The following is a 16,833-nucleotide window of genomic DNA, read 5'->3' as shown; positions in this document are numbered from 1 at the left end:
TCGCGGACCTGGGCGGGCCCCGTCGCGTCATCTCCTGAACACACGTCATGGCGTCCGGGCGCGACCTTGGACTAGTGTGGGAGCGCTCCCATCCGCTGGGCCGACCTCGGCGCGGCGCTGGTGAGCTGCGCGTGGTCCTACGAGGGGAGTTCGGGAGCGGTGAGCGGACGGCAGAGCGGCAGACCCACCCTGGAGCAGGTCGCGGCCAGGGCCGGGGTCGGCCGGGGAACGGTCTCCCGGGTGATCAACGGCTCCCCCCGGGTCAGCGAGCGGACCAGGACGGCCGTCGCCCGGGCCGTCGCCGAACTCGGCTACGTCCCCAACCAGGCCGCCCGCGCCCTCGCGGGCAGCCGCACCGACGCGATCGCGCTGGTCATCCCCGAGGCCGAGGCCCGGCTCTTCGCCGAGCCCTACTTCCTCGACCTCATCCGCGGGGTCAGCGCCGAACTCGCCGAGGCCGACAAGCAGCTGCTGCTCACCCTGGTCCGCAGCGAGCAGGAGCGGCAGCGCTTCGAGCAGTACCTGGCGGCCCAGCGCGTCGACGGCGTCCTGCTCGCCTCGGTCCACGGGGACGACCCGCTGCCCGACCGGATCCGGGAACTGGGGCTGCCGGTCGTCATGAACGGACGCCGCGCGGAGGCGGAGCCCGTGCCGTACGTCGACTCCGACAACATCGGAGCCGGGCGCGCGGCGGTCGCCCACCTCGTGGGGCGGGGACGGACCAGGATCGCGACCGTCACCGGGCCCCTCGACATGTACGTGGCACGGGCCCGGCTCGGCGGCTACCGCGCGGGGCTCGCGGAGGCCGGGCTCGCCCCCGACGAAGGGCTCGTCTCGACGGGCGACTTCACCGAGGAGGGCGGCCGGCGGGCCATGCGCAGGCTGCTCGACCGCAGTCCCGACCTGGACGCGGTCTTCGCCGCCTCCGACGTCATGGCGGCCGGGGCGCGGGCCGCGCTGCGGGAGGCCGGCCGGCGGGTGCCCCGGGACGTCGCGCTCGTCGGCGTCGACGACTCCCCGGTGGCGCGGCTGATGGACCCGCCGCTGACGAGCGTGCGGCAGCCCATCGAGGAGATGGGCCGCACGATGGCCCGCATGCTCATCCGGGAGATCCAGGGGATGGAGACGGAACCCGGGGAGCCCCGCCGGCACGTGCTGCCGACGGAGCTGGTCGTACGGAGGTCGTGCTGAGCGGCCCGCGGGGCCGTCCGCGAGCGGGCGGTACCCGGGCGCGGCCGACGCGCGGCGGGTCCGGCGACCGGCCGTGACGATTCCCGCAGCCGACGCGCGACGGGTCCCGCCCCGGCGCGCGACGGCTGGTGCGGCCGACCGTGACGGGCTCCGGCGGCCGGCCGTGCCGTCTCCGGCGTCGGCTGTGACGGTTCCCGCGGCCGGCCGTGACCCGCGAGGGGGTGGGGCCGGCCGCGGGGTCTCCGTGGGAAGGGCTACAGCGCCGGGTGGGCGTTCTTCAGGAGCTCCTGGAACTGGGCCGAGAACCACTGCCCCGAGATCGGGGCGTCCGGCAGCGCGCCCGACATGCTGTTCCCGTTGCGGGCGTTGCCCGTGTACGTCGGGTCGCACATCCGGTCGAAGCCCTTGCCCTCGTTGTTCGGGATCTCCTTGCTGGCGCCGTCGGACTCGCCCGGGGGCTTGACCCAGACGTACGCGTCGATGCCCGCGGCGGGCGCCGCCTGGGGCCGCTCGCCGAGGCCGGCCCCGGACTGGTTGCACCAGTTGCCGAGGTGGATGCGCCGGTCGTAACGGCCGCCGTTGACGTACGTGTCGACGCTCGTGGTGGCGCCCGGACCGGTGGGCCGTGCGGTGCCGCCCCAGCCGTTGCGGGAGGTGTCGATCAGCATGCCGAGGTTGCCGTCGAAGCCGAGCGATACCAGCTTGGCGCGCATGGCCTGGGCGTACGACAGTTCGTCGGTGTACCGGTTCCAGTCGACCCACTTCGACTGGCGTACGGAGGTGCCGTTGACGCTGTCGGCGATGGTGAAGTGGTCCTCCTTCAGGGCGCTGTAGTTGGCGGTGTTGACGATGAAGCCGTGGACGTCGGCGAGGGTCGAGCCCTCGGCCGTGGCGGCCTGCTTGAACAGTTCGGCGGACGGGCCGAAGTTGTCGTCCCAGCCCAGCCAGCCGTGGTGGCCCGCGTCCACGTAGTTGTAGACGTTGCCGATCGCGCCCAGCTTCCGGAGCGCGTAGCCGACGCCGGTGATGTAGTTGCCGTTGGCCTTCATGACGTCGCAGTTGGGGGTGGCCGTCGGGCGGCCCGAGACGTTGGTGACCAGGTTCGGGAGCGAGTCGATCTCGACCGTGGTGACGATCCGCAGGCCCGCGTACTTGGCGTCGGCGAGGATCGCGGCGATCGGGTCGATGTACTCGGTCTTGTAGCGGTTGATCTCGGTGGGGCCCAGCTCGCCGTTGGAGGCGAGCGCGGCGCAGTCGCGGCCGGGCAGGTTGTAGACGACCAGCTGGACGACGAGCTCGCCGGAGCCCTTCTGTTCCAGGGCCTCGTCGAGGTGGGCGCGCAGCCCCATGGAGGTGCTCGACCCGTTGATGGCGGCGATCCGGTCCAGCCAGACGGCGGTGGGCTGGTCGGCCACCTTCGAGCCGCCCGGTTCGGCCGCCGCCTTCGCGGACCATTCGGGGTTCACGTACACCTTGGCTCCGGCGTACGGGTTGTCGGCCCTGCCGCCGGTCGGCGGCGGCGTGGTGGGGGGAGTGGTGGGCGGGGTGGTCGGGGGAGTGGTCGGCTCGGTGGCGCCGTTGCAGACGACCCCGTTGAGCCTGAAGACGGCGGGCACGGCGTTGGTGCCGCTGTAGGAGCCGTTGAAGCCGAAGGAGGTCGACCCGCCGGTGGCCAGGGCCCCGTTGTAGGAGAGGCTCTTGGCGGTGACGGCGGCGCCGGACTGGGTGAGGGTCGCGTTCCAGCCCTGGGTGACCTGCTGGTTGCCGGCGTAGGTCCACTCGAGGGTCCAGGAGGCGACCGGGTCACCGGTGTTGGTGACGGTCACGTTGGTGCCGAAGCCGGTGTTCCACTGGTTGGTGATCTGGTAGTCGACCCTGCAGCCGGGGGCGGCGGCGCCGGCGCTCGCGGTGCCGAGGACGGTGGCGGTGGCGCCGGTGGCCGTGACGAGGCCGAGGGCCGCCAGAAGGGCGGTGTGACGGGTGCGGCTCATGCGGGTGGGGGTTCCTCTCGGGGGTGGGACGGCGCGGGGTGACCGCGCGGTCCGGTGCCGAATGCGATGAGTGTGCCGTCGTGCGAAGGGGGCTGGTCGGGAGGGGAGTTCGGGTTGCGGGCATGCCGGATCCCGACTCCGTGCGGGAGGTCGCGCTCGTCGAACCGCTCCATGGCGCGGTCGACGGCCGCGGGTGCGGCGGGCATGGAGGTGCGGAAGGTGCGGCGGGCATGGAGGTGCGGGAGATGCCGAAGGTGCGGCAGTGCGTGCGGAAGGTGAACCTGCCGGGCGGAGCCGGGGCTCCGCCCGGCAGGCTCGCCGCGACGGCGGGTGACGGTGCCGGCGCCCCGGTGGCCGCCGGTCGGCGGCTCGGCGTTCCACCGTGGACGGGTGCGGCCGGTGCTCCGGCGGCCGCACCCACGGCGGCGGTGCGCGCCGTCGGAGGCGCCGCTCGTGCGGGCGGCGCCGACAGACGTGGGGATGTCGCATGAGCGATTCCTCGCAGTACGGGCACACCTGCGACGGTGCGCCGACCGGACGGATCCGCTCCCACTGGTCGGGCAGACCGTAGCGTCAACTCATGCCAAGGAAAAGAGGAGTTGAGTAAATTCCTCGTCCAGAGCCTTCAACTCTTCACGCGTCTTGACGCCGTTGCGTCCCCCCTGCACAGTGGGAGCGCTCCCACTGGTTCAGAACGTGTCTCCACGCACGTAGCGCTCTCCGCTCACCCGATGCCCCGAGCCGCGAGGAGAACCACTCGCATGCCACACCTCCGACCACGAGGGACCCGCCTCCGGGCGGACGTCACCCAGGCCGTGGACGCGTCCGAGGAGCCGCTCGGACAGCGGCCGCCCCGCGCGGAGCGGCTCCGCGGACGACGGGTCCTGGCGGCCCCCGAACAGGGATGTCGTCCGGGGACGACCCGGCCGGACCGCCCCTACCATTGCGGTGATCACCGCTGCCGCGGCGCACCGCGGCGGCGTCACCGCATCCCGGGGTGGATTCCATGGGCGCCTACGACGTGCCGGTCGGACCGGCCGCCGTGCGGGGCCCGCGCTTCAGATTCCGCAATCCGGTCGGCCCGGCCGTCCTGATCCAGTCGCTGATCGCCACCCAGGCCCTCACCGACGTCTACATCCTGGCGAGCGGCGGCAAGGACTCCCGTGGCTGGCCGAGGACATGGTCCCGTTCCCCGCGGTGCTCCAGTTGTCGTGCTGGGCCGCGTTCCTCGTCTGGTTCTTCCGCGTCCGCGCCAACGCCGAGGTCATCGCCCCGGGCGGTCACAGGTACCCGGTCGGCTTCGCCATCGGCGCCTGGGCCGTCCCGCTCGCCATGTGGTGGCTGCCGCGCCGCATCACCCTGGACATCCACCGGGCCGGCGGACCGCCCCGCGACGCCTGGCTGATCAACGCCTGGTGGTTCGTCTGGCTGGCCGACGGCCCCCTCTCCGTGGCGTTCCACTACCTGTTCCTCGACCACTTCGACTACCGCAATCCGGTCGACCAGAGCATCAGCCTCCTCTGCGCGCTCCTCGCGATCGCGGTGATCCGCCGGGTGACCGCCGGTCAGCCGGCGGGCCCGCTGCCGTACTTCAACATGACCTGACCTCCGGGTCCCACCCCGTGGGGGCAGGCCCGGCCCGCGCACGCCTGCCGGACCTCGCGACAGCGGCGCCCCCGGTGCCGATGAACGGCCCCGCTTGTGATGCTCAGGCGACTGACCTGATTCGGACCCCGTAGGTGACAGGCCGCAGGTATGTTGCCGATAGGTTTCCCAAGGCGAGGGGCGGGTGAGGGCCGTGTTGGCCGAGGCTCTGGCGGCGTTGGCCGCGGCGGGCGGCGGGGCGGTGGTCCAGGCCGCCGGAACGGACGCCTGGCACGAGGTGCGGGCCCGGGTCGCCGAGCTCGTCGGCCGCGGCGACGCCGAGCGGGGACGGGCCGAACTGGAACGCCTCGACCGTACGGCCCGCGCCCTCGAGCCGAGCACCGCCGACTCGGACCGGGAGGTACTCCGTCAGGAAGGCGCCTGGCAGGAACGGTTCACCGCCCTGCTCGAATCCCTCGACGGAGAGGACCGGGAGCGAGTCGTCCAGGGGCTGCGCACGCTGGCGGACCGCGTCGCCGATGCCACAGGGGACACAGCACTCGACACCGGCAACGCCTTGGCGCGCGACGGCGCCAGCGCGGTGTCGGGAGTGCAGCGCTCGGGCGGTGGACCGGCGGCCGCCCGGGCCGTGCGCACCGGGGACGCGGAGGCCACCGGCCTGGGATCCACCGCCGTCAGCGGCGTCGTCAACGGCTAGAAGAGGAGACGGGGTCGACGGCATGGCGAAGTGGCGGTGGGGAAGAAGGTACGACGCCGGGAGGCGCACCCTGGCCGGCGGGACGGTCGGCGGCGATCCCTCCGGGCAGCAGGTCTCGCACAGCGGCGACGCGACCGCGACGAACGGCGGGATCGCTGTCTCTGGCATCTACAACGACCACTCCAGCGTCGTGCTGCCGTCCGACGCGGTACGACCCGTGGCCAAGGTGAAGGCCCGGCCCGGGCTGGACAACCTGCCCTATCGGACGAGTCACTTCGTGGGACGCGCCGCCGAACTCGACCGCCTCGACGCCGCCATGAAGGCGACCGGTGGCGTGTGGCTCCAGGCCGTCCACGGTCTCGGCGGGGTCGGCAAGAGCACGCTGGCCGCGCACTGGGCCGCCACCCGAGCCGCCCGCCACGGACTCGCACCGGTCCGCTGGATCTCCGCCGACAGCGCGGCGAGCGTGGAGCAGGGCCTCGCCGCCCTGGCCACCGCCCTGCAGCCCGCCACTTCCAAGGTGCTGACGGTGGAGGCCCTCGCCGAGAACGCATTGCAGTGGCTGGCCGCCCACCGCGGCTGGGTCCTCGTCCTGGACAATGTCAACCACGTCGCCGACATCGCCCCGCTGCTGGCCCGGCTGCCCGACGGCCGCTTCCTCATCACCAGCAGACTCGCCACGGTCTGGCACGACGCCACCGCCGTCATCCGGCTCGACGTCCTGCAACCGGCCGAGTCGCTGGCCCTGCTCACCCACATCGCCCGGGCCGGTGGCGGTGGCCGGGACATGAACGGAGCGGCCGCCCTCTGCGAGGACCTGGGGCATCTCCCCCTCGCCGTCGAACAGGCCGCCGCCTTCCTCGCCCAGAACCCGCTGCTGACCCCGCGCGCCTATCTGGAGCTGCTCCGGCAGGAACCCGCCCCGCTGTACGAGCAGGGTGGTGAGGGCTTCACCGTCGCGGAGCGCACCATCGCCCGCATCTGGCGCGTGACCCTCGACCGGATCCGTGAACACCAGCCGCTCGCCTCCGACATGATGCGCACCTTGGCCTGGTACGCGCCTGACGGCATTCCCGCATACCTGCTGGAAGGCGATTACCAGCCGATCGCGGTCGCGGGCGCGATCGGCTCCCTCCACGCGTACAGCATGATCACGGTGGACCCCGCCGCGCGAGCGCTCTCCGTGCACCGGCTGGTGCAGTCCGTCGCCCGCACCCCCGACGGCGACGACCCGCACCGCACACCAGGCCTCGTCACCGCGGCACGAACCCGCGCGACGGACGCGCTGGAAGCCGCTGTGCGGCCGGTCGACTGGAACGACACCGGCACCTGGGCCACCGGGCGCACCCTGCTTCCCCATATGGACGCCATCGCCGCACACACGCCCTCGTCCGAGGACACCGACGCCACGGCGCGGCTCCTCCACCACGCCGGTGTGTTCCTTCTCGGCCAGGGCTTCGCCGCCAGGGCCACCGCCCACCTCCGCCGAGCCTCCGTCCACCACGAGCGGGAGTTCGGCCCCGACGACGTCCACACGCTCGCCTGCCGCCACAACCTGGCGCACGCCCTCGAGGCCTCGGGGCACGTGCGGCAGGCCGTCGCGCTGTACGAGCGGGCGCTCGACGACGCGCACCGCGTGCTGGGGCCGGCGCATCCCCTCACCCTCGCCGGCCGCAACAACCTGGCCGACGCCCACCGGGCCACGGGCGACCCGGAAGAGGCCCTCGCCCTGCTCGGCCCGGACAACGCGCCCGACCCGGTCGTCGACGGTGCCACGGGCGACGAGGACCTCAGCACTCTCGCCGCCCGTAACACCCGGGGCCACATACGGCTGGTGACGGGTGATCACGCCGAGGCGACACGCCTGTTCACGGAGAACCTCGTCGCGTGCCGCCGCGTCCTCGGTGAGGACCATCACCTCACCCTCGTGACGCGGAGCAACCTGACGGCAGCGCGTACGGCGCGCGAGGACCCGGCTCGGGCCGTTCACCTCTTCGAGGACATCGTCCGCGACATGAAACGCGTCATGGGCGAGGAACACCCGGACACCCTCCTCGTGCGGGGCAACCTGGCGGGTGCGTACCGGGAGGCGGGCGAGCCGGACCGGGCCGTCGAGCTGTTCGACGAGGTCCTGCCCGGCATGGAGCGGGTGCACGGCGAACAACACGGCATCACCCGCGCCCTCCGGGTCGCCTTCGCTCTCGCCCTCCGGGCGGCCGGCGATCCGGAGCGGGCTGCTCGCCTCGGCGCTCCCCGGCAGGGGAGCACGGCCCCGCAGGACGGGAGCCGTCCCGACACCCGTGGCGTCGACATCGGCTACGGGCTCCTGTCCGTCCACGATCCGCACCGGGCACTTCCGCTGTTCGCGCAGGCGGACCTCGAACACCGCGACCTGCTCGGCGCCGACGACCCCGCGTCCCTCACCGTGCGCCACAACCTGGCGGTCGCCCACCTCATGGCGGGAAGCCCCGAGCAGGCCGTTCCGCTCTTCCAGGAGATCCTCCGAGCACGGGAGAGCTCCCTGGGCGAGGAACATCCCGACACCCTCACCACGAGACGCCACCTCGCCGACGCCCACCGCGAGGCGGGTGACGCCGGTCTGGCCGTCCCGCTGTACGAACAGACGTACCGGGCCCGGACCCACGCCCTCGGCCCGCGCCACACGGACACCCTCGCCGTCCTCGCCATGCTCGCGCACACCCACCGGCTCGCAGGCAGCCCGGACCTGGCCGTGCCCCTCTTCGAGCGGGCTCTCGACGGCCTGGAGCAGGTGCACGGGCCCGTCCACCCCGACACGCTCGCCGCCCGCAACGGTCTCGCCGGGGCGTACCAGGAGGCGGGCCGACCGGACCGGGCCGTGCTGCTCCACGAGGACAACCTCATGGTCTGCACCATGAGCCTCGGAGAAAGCCACGCGCACACGCTCGTCACCCGCCACAACCTGGCCGTCGCCCTCGCCACCGCGGGAGACCTCGACCAGGCCCTCCCGCTCCTCAAGGACACGTACGTGCGGCAGAGGAGGCTGCTCGGCCCGAAGCACCCGGACACCCGCGCCACGTGGCTGAGTCTCTCGGGCGTGTACCGGACGGCCAAGCATGTCAGGCGTCGAGCGCGCCGCCGGCCGTGGCGCCGACGTCCGTCCTCATCCGGGTAGGCCGCGGCTGTCCTGGAGGAGGGGGGCGGACGCCGACCGGGACCACCACCCCCGCGTGATCCACTCGGCGTAGGGTCGGGGCCATGACGACGCACCCGATTCGAGAGCCCGAGCAGCGCAAGAAGGACGTCCTCGCCCGACTGGCGGAGGAGGTGGACATCTGGGTGGCGTCGGCGAGCGCCGACGCCCGGCCCTACCTCGTGCCGCTGGCCTTCCACTGGGACGGCGCGGACATCTGGCTGTGCACCCGGCTGACGAACCCCACCGGCCGCAACCTCGCGGCCGGCGCGCGGACCCGGCTCGCCCTCGGGCACACCCGGGACGTGGTGCTGATCGACGGGGACGTGACGACGCTCGCGGTCGGCGAGGTGCCGACCGAGGCGATCGACGGCTTCGCCGCGAAGTGCGGCTGGGACCCGCGGAACTCGGGTCCCTCGTACGGCTGGTTCCGGGTCCGCCCCACCGCCGTCGAGGCCTGGCTGGAGGAGCCCGAACTGGCCGGGCGCCACCTGATGCGGGACGGCGCCTGGACGGTCTGAGCCGGAGGCGGTCCGGGCCGGGTCGGTGGGCCGGCCCGGCACGGGGCCGGGTCGGTGAGCCCCGGGCCGGGCCATCGCATGGCGCCCGCCGGGGTCCCGACCGGCCCACCGACCCGCGGTCCGGCCCTCGACGGGTGTCCGGGGCCGCCCCGAGCCGCCCGGCACCTGTCGCGTCGCTTCAACTCTCGGTCAGCAGGACGACCTCCAGCGTCCGCGGGCCGTGGACGCCCTCGACCCGGTCGAGTTCGATGTCGCTCGTCGCCGAGGGGCCCGAGATCCAGGTCAAGGGGCGGGTCGGGTCGAGCCGGGGGAGCGCCTGCGGTACGGAGGCCGCCACCTGGCCGGGCGCCCGCACCACGCACACGTGGAGGTCGGGGACGAGAGTGAGGGCGCGGCGGCCCTGACCGGGGCCGCCGTCGAGGACGATCGTGCCGGTCTCGGCGACGGCGAGCGCGCATCCCGTCACGACGGCGTCGGTGCCGTCGAGTGCGCGCGGGGTGAGCCGGGGCGTGTCGGTCCGCCGTTCGGCCCGGGTCGCGGCGAGCCACTCCTCGGGGAGCCCGGGCGGGACCACCACACTGCGGGCGCCGCGCTCCGCGAGGATGCGGGCGACGAGCCCCGGCAGACCGCTGGGCGGGGTGCGGTGGACGTGGGCGCGGTAGTCGGTGAGGTTCTCGTGGAGCAGGTCGAGGAGGGCGTCGGGGTCCTCGGTGCCGTGGCGGCCGAGGTAGTCGCGGGTGACCTCCGGGGGCTCGGGCGCGTCGGCGACGGCGGCCCTGATCCTGGCGAGCACGCGCGCGCGTGCGTCGGGCACGGGGCTTCCCCCGGTCATGAGCGGTTCCTCTTCCACCAGTCGCGGAACGGTTCGGCGGGCAGTCCGGGGAGGTCCCGGTGCTCGGACCACGGTCCGGCGCCCGGCCCCGGGAGCCGCTTCGGGTGCAGCGCGCGGGTGGCAGAGGCGACGCGCTCGCCCGCGGTGAGGGCGGCCGGGTGGTCGAGCAGCCAGGACGCCGCCCTGATCGCCGCCCGTTCGAGGCGGTGCCCCTTCCCGCCCTCGCCGGCGACCCGCTCGCGCAGGTGCACCAGGACCTCGGGGATGTCGATGGCGACCGGGCACACCTCGTAGCAGGCCCCGCAGAGCGAGGAGGCGTACGGCAGGGAGGCGTCGACCTCGCTCGCCGTGCCCCGCAGCTGGGGGCTGAGGATCGCGCCGATCGGTCCGGGGTAGACGGAGCCGTACGCGTGCCCGCCGGCCCGCTCGTACACCGGGCAGACGTTCAGGCAGGCCGAGCAGCGGATGCAGCGCAGCGCCTGCCGTCCGACCTCGTCGGCGAGCGCGTCCGTGCGCCCGTTGTCGAGGAGCACCAGATGGAAGGCGGACGGCCCGTCGTCCTCGCTCGTGCCGGTCCACATGCTGGTGTACGGGTTCATGCGCTCGGCGGTGGAGGAGCGCGGCAGCGTCTGCAGGAACACCTCCAGGTCCCGCCAGGTCGGCACCACCTTCTCCACCCCGACGACGGAGATCAGGGTTTCGGGCAGCGTCAGGCACATCCGGCCGTTGCCCTCGGACTCGACCACGACCAGGGTGCCGGTCTCGGCGACCATGAAGTTCGCCCCCGAGATCCCGACCCGGGCCCGCAGGAACTTCTCCCGCAGGTGCAGGCGCGCCGCCTCGGCGAGTTCGGCCGGGGTGTCGCCCAGTGCCTCGGGCGCGGGCCGGCCCCAACGCCCCATCCTCTCGCGGAAGATGTCGCGGATCTCGGCCCGGTTGCGGTGGATGGCGGGAACGAGGATGTGCGAGGGCCGGTCGTCGCCGAGCTGCACGATGAGCTCCGCGAGATCCGTCTCGTACGCGGCGATCCCCTCGGCCGCCAGGTGCTCGTTGAGTCCGATCTCCTGGGTGGCCATCGACTTGACCTTCACGACCTCCGTCTCGCCGGTCGCGCGGACGAGACCGGTGACGATCCGGTTGGCCTCGGCGGCGTCGGCGGCCCAGTGCACGGTGCCGCCCGCCGCCGTCACCGCCTCCTCCAACCGGAGCAGGTGCTCGTCGAGATGACGGAGCGTCCGGTCCTTGATCTCCTTGCCGGCCCGGCGCAGCTGCTCCCAGTCGTCGAGTTCCGCCACGGCCCGCGCCCGCTTGTCGCGGATGGTGCCGGTGGCGTGCCGCAGGTTGGCGCGGAGCCGGGCGTCCCCGACCGCCGCACGCGCGGCCTCCGGGAAGGCCGGCATGCCGAGGAAGGTCCCGCCGTGCGTCTCGTTCACCGCCAGGGCTCCTCTTCCGTGCTCGCCAGGACGTCCGCCAGGTGCACCGTCCGCAGCGGCGCCCCCTGCCGGCTCAGCATGCCGCCCACGTGCAGCAGGCAGGAGTTGTCCGCGCCGCACAGCACCTCGGCGCCCGTGGACAGCGCGTTCGCGATCTTGTCGGCTCCCATCGCGGCCGACACGTCCGGGTTCTTCACCGCGAACGTGCCGCCGAAGCCGCAGCACTCCTCCGCGCCCGGCAGCTCCACGAGATCCAGGCCCTTCACCGCCTCCAGGAGCCGCCGCGGCCGCTCCCCGAGCCCGAGCAGGCGCAGTCCGTGGCACGACGGGTGGTACGTCACCCGGTGCGGGAAGTACGCGCCCACGTCCGTCACCCCGAGCACGTCCACCAGGAACTCCGTGAGCTCGTACACGCGGGGGGCCAGTTCCCCGGCCTCCGCGCCGAAGGAGGCGTAGTGGCGGCGCACCATCGCCGCGCAGGAGCCCGACGGGGTGACCACGTACGGATATCCGTCGAAGGCCCGGACCGTGCGGCGGACGAGGGGCGCGGTCTCGGCGCGGTATCCGGTGTTGAACTGCGGCTGCCCGCAGCAGGTCTGCGCGGCCGGGAAGTCGACCCGGACGCCCAGGCGTTCGAGGAGGCGGACGGTGGAGATGCCGGTGGCGGGGAAGAGGGCGTCGTTGACGCAGGTCACGAACAGGGCGACACGCAGCACGGGTTCCTCCGGCTTCTCTGCCTTCACGCGCGGCTCCTCCGGCACGGTGCCCCGGGCCCACCGCGTCCTCGGGGGCCTCGGTGTCCTCGGGGATCTCGGTGTTCTCGGTACGGACGGGTTCGGTGCGCGGCCGACCGCGCCCCGGCGGCCCCGCGGTCCGTAGTCTCGCAGGGTCCGGCCGCGGGCGACGAGCGGGTGTCCCGCGGGCGTGGCGCCACGCCCGCGCGTGGCGCCGCCTGCTGCGCGGGGCGCGGGCGTCAGCGGACCCCGAGCAGGTGCTCCAGGGCCAGCTGGTCGAGGTGCTCGAAGGCCATGGAACGGGCGGCCGCCGCGTCCGCGTCGAAGGTCTCGTACGCCGTGGGGTCGGCGAGCAGTTCCGCGAGGCCGTCGGCCGCGGTGGGAACGGCCAGTTCGGGCAGCCGGGAGGCGGCCAGGGCCTGCCGCACGTCCGGGTCGGCACGGAAGGCGGCCGCACGCTCCTTCAGGATCAGGTAGTTGCGCATGCAGTTCTTCGCGGACTCCCACACCCCGTCGGAGCCGTCCGTCCGCACCGGCTTGAAGTCGAAGTGGCGCGGGCCCTCGTAGCCGCCCGTCTCCAGCAGGTCCACCAGCCAGAACGCCTGGCGCAGATCGCCCGCGCCGAAGCGGAAGTCCTGGTCGTACTTGATGCCGGACTGGCCGTTCAGGTCGATGTGGAAGAGCTTGCCGGCCCAGAGGGCCTGCGCGATGCCGTGGGGGAAGTTCAGCCCGGCCATCTGCTCGTGGCCCGTCTCCGGGTTCACGCCCACGAGGTCGGGGCGCTCCAGGCGCTCGATGAAGGCGAGGGCGTGCCCGATGGTGGGCAGCAGGATGTCCCCGCGCGGCTCGTTCGGCTTGGGCTCGATGGCGAACCGCAGGTCGTAGCCCTGCTCGGTGACGTACTGGCCGAGCAGGTCGAAGGCCTCCTTCATGCGGTCGAGCGCGACCCGGACGTCCTTCGCCGCGCCGGACTCGGCGCCCTCCCGGCCGCCCCAGGCCACGTACACGGTGGCGCCGAGCTCGACGGCCAGGTCGATGTTGCGGAGGGTCTTGCGGAGCGCGAAGCGGCGCACGTCCCGGTCGTTGGCGGTGAACCCGCCATCCTTGAAGACGGGGTGGGTGAAGAGGTTCGTGGTGGCCATCGGCACCGCGAGCCCCGTGCGGTCGAGCGCGTCCCGGAAGCGCTTCACGATCGCGTCGCGCTCGGCCTCCGGCGTGCCGAAGGGGATCAGGTCGTCGTCGTGGAAGGTGACCCCGTACGCCCCGAGGGCGGCGAGCCGCTCGACCGTCTCGACCGGGTCGAGGGCGGGGCGGGTGGCCTCGCCGAACGGATCCCGGCCCTGCCATCCGACGGTCCACAGGCCGAAGGTGAAACGGTCCTCGGGGGTGGGGGAGAAGAGCTCCGGCATGGTGTGTCCCTCTCTTGCTCTCGGGATTTGTTTTCTGAGATAACTAATACGGGACGGAGACACCGGGGCGCCAGCCCCCGTCGCGAACCGGCTCCCGTGACGACCTTCGGCGACGCACCACAGGGAAGAGGTGAGGGCGTGCCCGCCAGACGCTCCGTCGTGATCGGCGTGGACAGCTCCACGCAGTCCACCAAGGCCGCGGCCGTCGACGCCGCCACCGGCGAACTGCTCGCCGTCGGCCGCGCACCGCACACCGTCACCGGCTCCTCCGGCGCGCGCGAGAGCGACCCCGGAGAGTGGTGGACCGCGCTCGCCGCCGCCGTCCGCACGGCCGTCCGGGAGGCGGGCGTCCCGGCCTCGGCGGTCACCGGGATCGCCGTCGCCGGACAGCAGCACGGCCTCGTCACCCTCGGCGCCGACGGACGCCCGCTGCGCCCCGCCCTGCTCTGGAACGACACCCGCTCCGCCCCGCAGGCCGCCGCCCTCGCCGGCCGGCTGGGCGGTCCGGCCGGCTGGCTGCGCCGCACGGGTTCGGTGCCCGTCGCCTCCATGACCGCCGCGAAGTGGCAGTGGCTCCGCGAGCACGAACCCCGCCGCGCGGAGGCCGTCACGGGGGTCCGCCTCCCGCACGACCACCTGACGGAGCGCCTCGCCGGCGTCGCGGTGACCGACCCGGGAGACGCCTCGGGGACGTGCTGGTACGGCAGCGGCGGCCGCGCGGAACCCGGCGGCGCGTCCGGGGCCGCACGCGCCGACGCGTCCGAAGGGAAGGAGCCCGCCGGCGCCTACGACCACGGGATCCTGGACCTCATCGGCCTCGACCCCGCCCTCCTGCCGGCCGTCGCACCCGGCGGCGCCACACCCGTGGGCACCCTGACCGCGGCCGCCGCCGAGGCCCTCGGGCTGCCCCGGACCGTCGTCGTCGCCGCCGGGACCGGCGACAACATGGCCGCCGCGGTCGGCCTCGGCCTCGGCGGCGCAGGCCTCCTCGACCATCCGGTCGTCAGCCTCGGAACCTCCGGCACGGTCTTCGCCGCGACCCGCGCACGGCCCGCCGACGCCGGACTCGCCGGCTTCGCCGCCACGGACGGGACGCACCTGCCGCTGGGCTGCACCCTCAACTGCACGCTCGCCGTGGACCGGTTCGCCACGCTCCTCGGCCTGGACCGCGACGACGCCCTGCCCGGCGGAGCCGGCGGTGGCGGCGGCGTGGTCGTGCTTCCGTACCTCGACGGCGAACGCACCCCCGACCTGCCGCACGCCGCCGGGCTCGTCACCGGCCTGCGGCACGGCACCGACCCGCGGTCCGTCCTCGGCGCCGCCTACGAGGGCGCGGCCTTCACGGTCCTGCGCGCCCTCGACCACCTGCTCGCCGCCTGCGGCCTCGACCCGGCCGCCCCCGACGTCCGCGACAGGCCGCTGCGGCTGATCGGCGGCGGTGCGCGCGGCCGGGTCTGGACCGAGACCGTCCGCCGGCTCTCCGGGCGGCCGCTGGTGGTCCCGGCCGCCGGCGAACTGGTCGCCCTCGGCGCGGCGGCCCTCGCGGCGGCCGCGGTGTCCGGCGCCGACCCGGTCGCCCTGGCGACCGCCTGGGGCACGGGCACGGGCGAGACCCTGCCCGCGGTCGGCCGCGACGAGGAGGCCTGGGACCGCATCGCGGGAGTCCTGTCGGCCGCCACACCGACCCTGCTGACGCCGGGGCCCCGCGAAGCCGGGAGCGCCTCCGCCGACGGGGTTCGGTGAACGAACCGTCGCGGTGGGGCGGTACGGCGGGCCGCCGGGAGCGCTGTTTCCCGGCGGACGGACGGGGCGGCTAGGCTCGCGCTCACCATGAACCAGCCCACGGAACCCAAGGCCGACAAGTCGGGCGTGCGCCGGCACAACCTGAGCCTCGTCCTGCGGACCGTCCACGACGCCGGCGAGACGACCCGGGCGGCCGTCGCCGCCCGCGTCGGGCTCACCCGCCCCGCCGTCTCCTCCCTCGTCGAACAACTCCTCGACCTGGGCTTCCTCGTCGAGTCGGGCAAGACGTTCAGCGGGCAGGCGGGGCGGCCGGGCACCGTCCTGAAACCGGCCGACACCGGACCCGCGGGACTCGGCGTCGAGATCAACGTCGACTACGTGACGGCCTGCGTCGTCGACCTCACCGGCACCGACCGCGTCCGCCGCACCGAACGGCTCGACAACCGCGCCGCCGGCGCCCCCGAGGTGCTCGCCCGCGCGGCCCGGCTCGCCGCCGACGTCCTCGACACGGCCGCCGGACGGCACCTGGCCCCGGCGGCCGCCGGACTCGCCCTGCCCGGCCTCGTCTCCGGCGGAGCCGTCCGGCAGGCGCCCAACCTCGGCTGGTACGGGGTCGACGCCGAGCGCCTCTTCGGCGAGGCGCTCGCCGCCGTCCGCCCGGGCGCCGCCCGCCTCCCGCTGAGCTCCGACAACGAGGCCAACATGGCCGCCCTCGCCGAGCTCTGGTTCGGGACGCTCGGCGACGTCCGCACCTTCCTGCACCTGACGGGCGAGATCGGCGTGGGCGGCGCGATCGTCGTGCACGGCGAACTCCTGCGCGGCGCGCACGGCTTCGCCGGAGAGATCGGCCACCTCGTCGTCGACGCCGAGGGCCCGCTCTGCCGCTGCGGCTCCCGCGGGTGCCTGGAGCAGTACGCGGGGCAGTCCGCGCTGCTCGACGCGGCGCGGGCCCCCGGGATCCCCGAACTGACCGGCCGCGCGGAGGCCGGTGAGCCGCGGGCCCTCGCCGCGCTCGCCGAGGCGGGCCGGATGCTGGGGCGTGCCCTGTCGGGCGCCGTGAACCTCCTCGACCCCGAGGCGGTCGTCCTCGGCGGCATCTACCCGCGGCTGATGCCCTGGCTGGCCCCCGCACTGGCCGGAGAGCTCTCCGCACGCGTCGTCTCGGGACTCTGGACGCCGGAGGCCGGCCGGCTGCGCGCCGCCTCCGCCGCCACCGACGCCTCACGGGGCGCCGCGGCGCTCGTCCTGCACGACGTCCTGGCCGACCCCCTGGCGTACGCCGCGTCAGCGGGCGCCTGACCCGCACCCCACCCGGCACCCCTGCCCGTGGTCCTCAGTCGGCGGGCCTCCTCGGGACATCGGCGAACGGCCGGGTCGGAGGGGCGCCCCGCGGGTCCGCCCGCCCCGAAGCCCCCCCCGGGCACGCCCCCTCCTGACGGAGGGACCGCAGACTCGCGGCCACGGCCTCACCGGGGCTGTTGTCAGTGGCTGCGCCTACCGTTCTC

At 74.4% G+C, this 16,833-nt stretch carries 12 protein-coding genes; 7 read left to right on the top strand and 5 right to left on the bottom strand.

Annotation, left to right across the window (positions count from 1 at the left end; genetic code table 11):
- Positions 1-159: 159 nt before the first annotated feature.
- Positions 160-1,191 (top strand): LacI family DNA-binding transcriptional regulator, encoded by a 1,032-nt coding sequence (locus tag ACF09E_RS09715; RefSeq protein WP_392204653.1) that lies wholly within the window; start codon positions 160-162, stop codon positions 1,189-1,191.
- 254 nt (positions 1,192-1,445) lie between these two features.
- On the opposite strand, the gene ACF09E_RS09710 is transcribed toward ACF09E_RS09715, so the two are convergent.
- Positions 1,446-3,182 (bottom strand): glycoside hydrolase family 6 protein, encoded by a 1,737-nt coding sequence (locus ACF09E_RS09710; RefSeq protein ID WP_392204652.1) that lies wholly within the window; start codon positions 3,180-3,182, stop codon positions 1,446-1,448.
- A gap of 1,179 nt (positions 3,183-4,361) precedes the next feature.
- On the opposite strand from ACF09E_RS09710, the gene ACF09E_RS09705 reads away from it, so the two are divergent.
- The 4 genes from ACF09E_RS09705 to ACF09E_RS09690 all read left to right on the top strand — a co-directional run bounded on the left by ACF09E_RS09705 (position 4,362) and on the right by ACF09E_RS09690 (position 9,177).
- The gene (locus tag ACF09E_RS09705) at positions 4,362-4,787 is read left to right on the top strand and encodes a DUF4328 domain-containing protein (protein ID WP_392204651.1); all 426 of its coding nucleotides are present in this window, start codon (positions 4,362-4,364) and stop codon (positions 4,785-4,787) included.
- 193 nt (positions 4,788-4,980) lie between these two features.
- On the top strand, positions 4,981-5,484 hold the full coding sequence (locus ACF09E_RS09700; protein ID WP_392204650.1) for a hypothetical protein: 504 nt from the start codon (positions 4,981-4,983) through the stop codon (positions 5,482-5,484).
- Positions 5,485-5,506: 22 nt separating this feature from the next.
- Positions 5,507-8,638, top strand: coding sequence for a tetratricopeptide repeat protein (locus tag ACF09E_RS09695; RefSeq protein WP_392204649.1), 3,132 nt, complete (start codon positions 5,507-5,509; stop codon positions 8,636-8,638).
- An 83-nt stretch (positions 8,639-8,721) separates the two neighbouring features.
- The gene (locus tag ACF09E_RS09690; RefSeq protein WP_392204648.1) at positions 8,722-9,177 is read left to right on the top strand and encodes a pyridoxamine 5'-phosphate oxidase family protein; all 456 of its coding nucleotides are present in this window, start codon (positions 8,722-8,724) and stop codon (positions 9,175-9,177) included.
- A gap of 178 nt (positions 9,178-9,355) precedes the next feature.
- On the opposite strand, the gene ACF09E_RS09685 is transcribed toward ACF09E_RS09690, so the two are convergent.
- From ACF09E_RS09685 to xylA, 4 genes are all read right to left on the bottom strand, one after another.
- Positions 9,356-10,009: a lactate utilization protein C gene (locus ACF09E_RS09685; protein WP_392204647.1), complete on the bottom strand. Its 654-nt coding sequence runs from the start codon at positions 10,007-10,009 to the stop codon at positions 9,356-9,358.
- Positions 10,006-11,409 carry a lactate utilization protein B gene (locus ACF09E_RS09680; protein ID WP_392205005.1) on the bottom strand — a complete coding sequence of 468 codons (1,404 nt, stop codon included), beginning with the start codon at positions 11,407-11,409 and terminating at the stop codon, positions 10,006-10,008. The genes ACF09E_RS09685 and ACF09E_RS09680 overlap by 4 nt, the downstream gene beginning before the upstream one ends.
- A 29-nt stretch (positions 11,410-11,438) precedes the next feature.
- Positions 11,439-12,155, bottom strand: coding sequence for a (Fe-S)-binding protein (locus tag ACF09E_RS09675; RefSeq protein WP_392205004.1), 717 nt, complete (start codon positions 12,153-12,155; stop codon positions 11,439-11,441).
- Between the two features lie 260 nt (positions 12,156-12,415).
- Positions 12,416-13,585, bottom strand: coding sequence for a xylose isomerase (gene xylA, locus ACF09E_RS09670; protein WP_392204646.1), 1,170 nt, complete (start codon positions 13,583-13,585; stop codon positions 12,416-12,418).
- 138 nt (positions 13,586-13,723) lie between these two features.
- Between xylA and ACF09E_RS09665 the strand changes: the two genes are divergently transcribed.
- Both ACF09E_RS09665 and ACF09E_RS09660 read left to right on the top strand, forming a co-directional pair.
- Complete coding sequence (locus ACF09E_RS09665) at positions 13,724-15,328, top strand: FGGY family carbohydrate kinase (protein WP_392204645.1); 1,605 nt, start codon at positions 13,724-13,726, stop codon at positions 15,326-15,328.
- Between the two features lie 87 nt (positions 15,329-15,415).
- Positions 15,416-16,627, top strand: coding sequence for an ROK family protein (locus ACF09E_RS09660; RefSeq protein ID WP_392204644.1), 1,212 nt, complete (start codon positions 15,416-15,418; stop codon positions 16,625-16,627).
- The last annotated feature ends 206 nt before the right edge of the window (positions 16,628-16,833 follow it).

It is taken from the genome of Streptomyces sp. NPDC014891, from assembly GCF_043081085.1.
Taxonomy (GTDB): Bacteria; Actinomycetota; Actinomycetes; order Streptomycetales; family Streptomycetaceae; genus Streptomyces.
Note: the sequence above shows the minus strand (reverse complement) of the source record. Positions and strands in the feature narration are given on the sequence as shown.

What these genes read in the sequence shown, in the direction of transcription:
- ACF09E_RS09705 (WP_392204651.1), top strand. Translation starts at nt 4,362, where the DNA reads ATGGTCCCGTTCCCCGCGGTGCTCCAGTTGTCGTGCTGGGCCGCGTTC.
- ACF09E_RS09710 (WP_392204652.1), bottom strand. Translation starts at nt 3,182, where the DNA reads ATGAGCCGCACCCGTCACACCGCCCTTCTGGCGGCCCTCGGCCTCGTC.
- xylA (WP_392204646.1), bottom strand. Translation starts at nt 13,585, where the DNA reads ATGCCGGAGCTCTTCTCCCCCACCCCCGAGGACCGTTTCACCTTCGGC.
- ACF09E_RS09695 (WP_392204649.1), top strand. Translation starts at nt 5,507, where the DNA reads ATGGCGAAGTGGCGGTGGGGAAGAAGGTACGACGCCGGGAGGCGCACC.
- ACF09E_RS09690 (WP_392204648.1), top strand. Translation starts at nt 8,722, where the DNA reads ATGACGACGCACCCGATTCGAGAGCCCGAGCAGCGCAAGAAGGACGTC.
- ACF09E_RS09680 (WP_392205005.1), bottom strand. Translation starts at nt 11,409, where the DNA reads ATGCCGGCCTTCCCGGAGGCCGCGCGTGCGGCGGTCGGGGACGCCCGG.
- ACF09E_RS09685 (WP_392204647.1), bottom strand. Translation starts at nt 10,009, where the DNA reads ATGACCGGGGGAAGCCCCGTGCCCGACGCACGCGCGCGCGTGCTCGCC.
- ACF09E_RS09660 (WP_392204644.1), top strand. Translation starts at nt 15,416, where the DNA reads ATGAACCAGCCCACGGAACCCAAGGCCGACAAGTCGGGCGTGCGCCGG.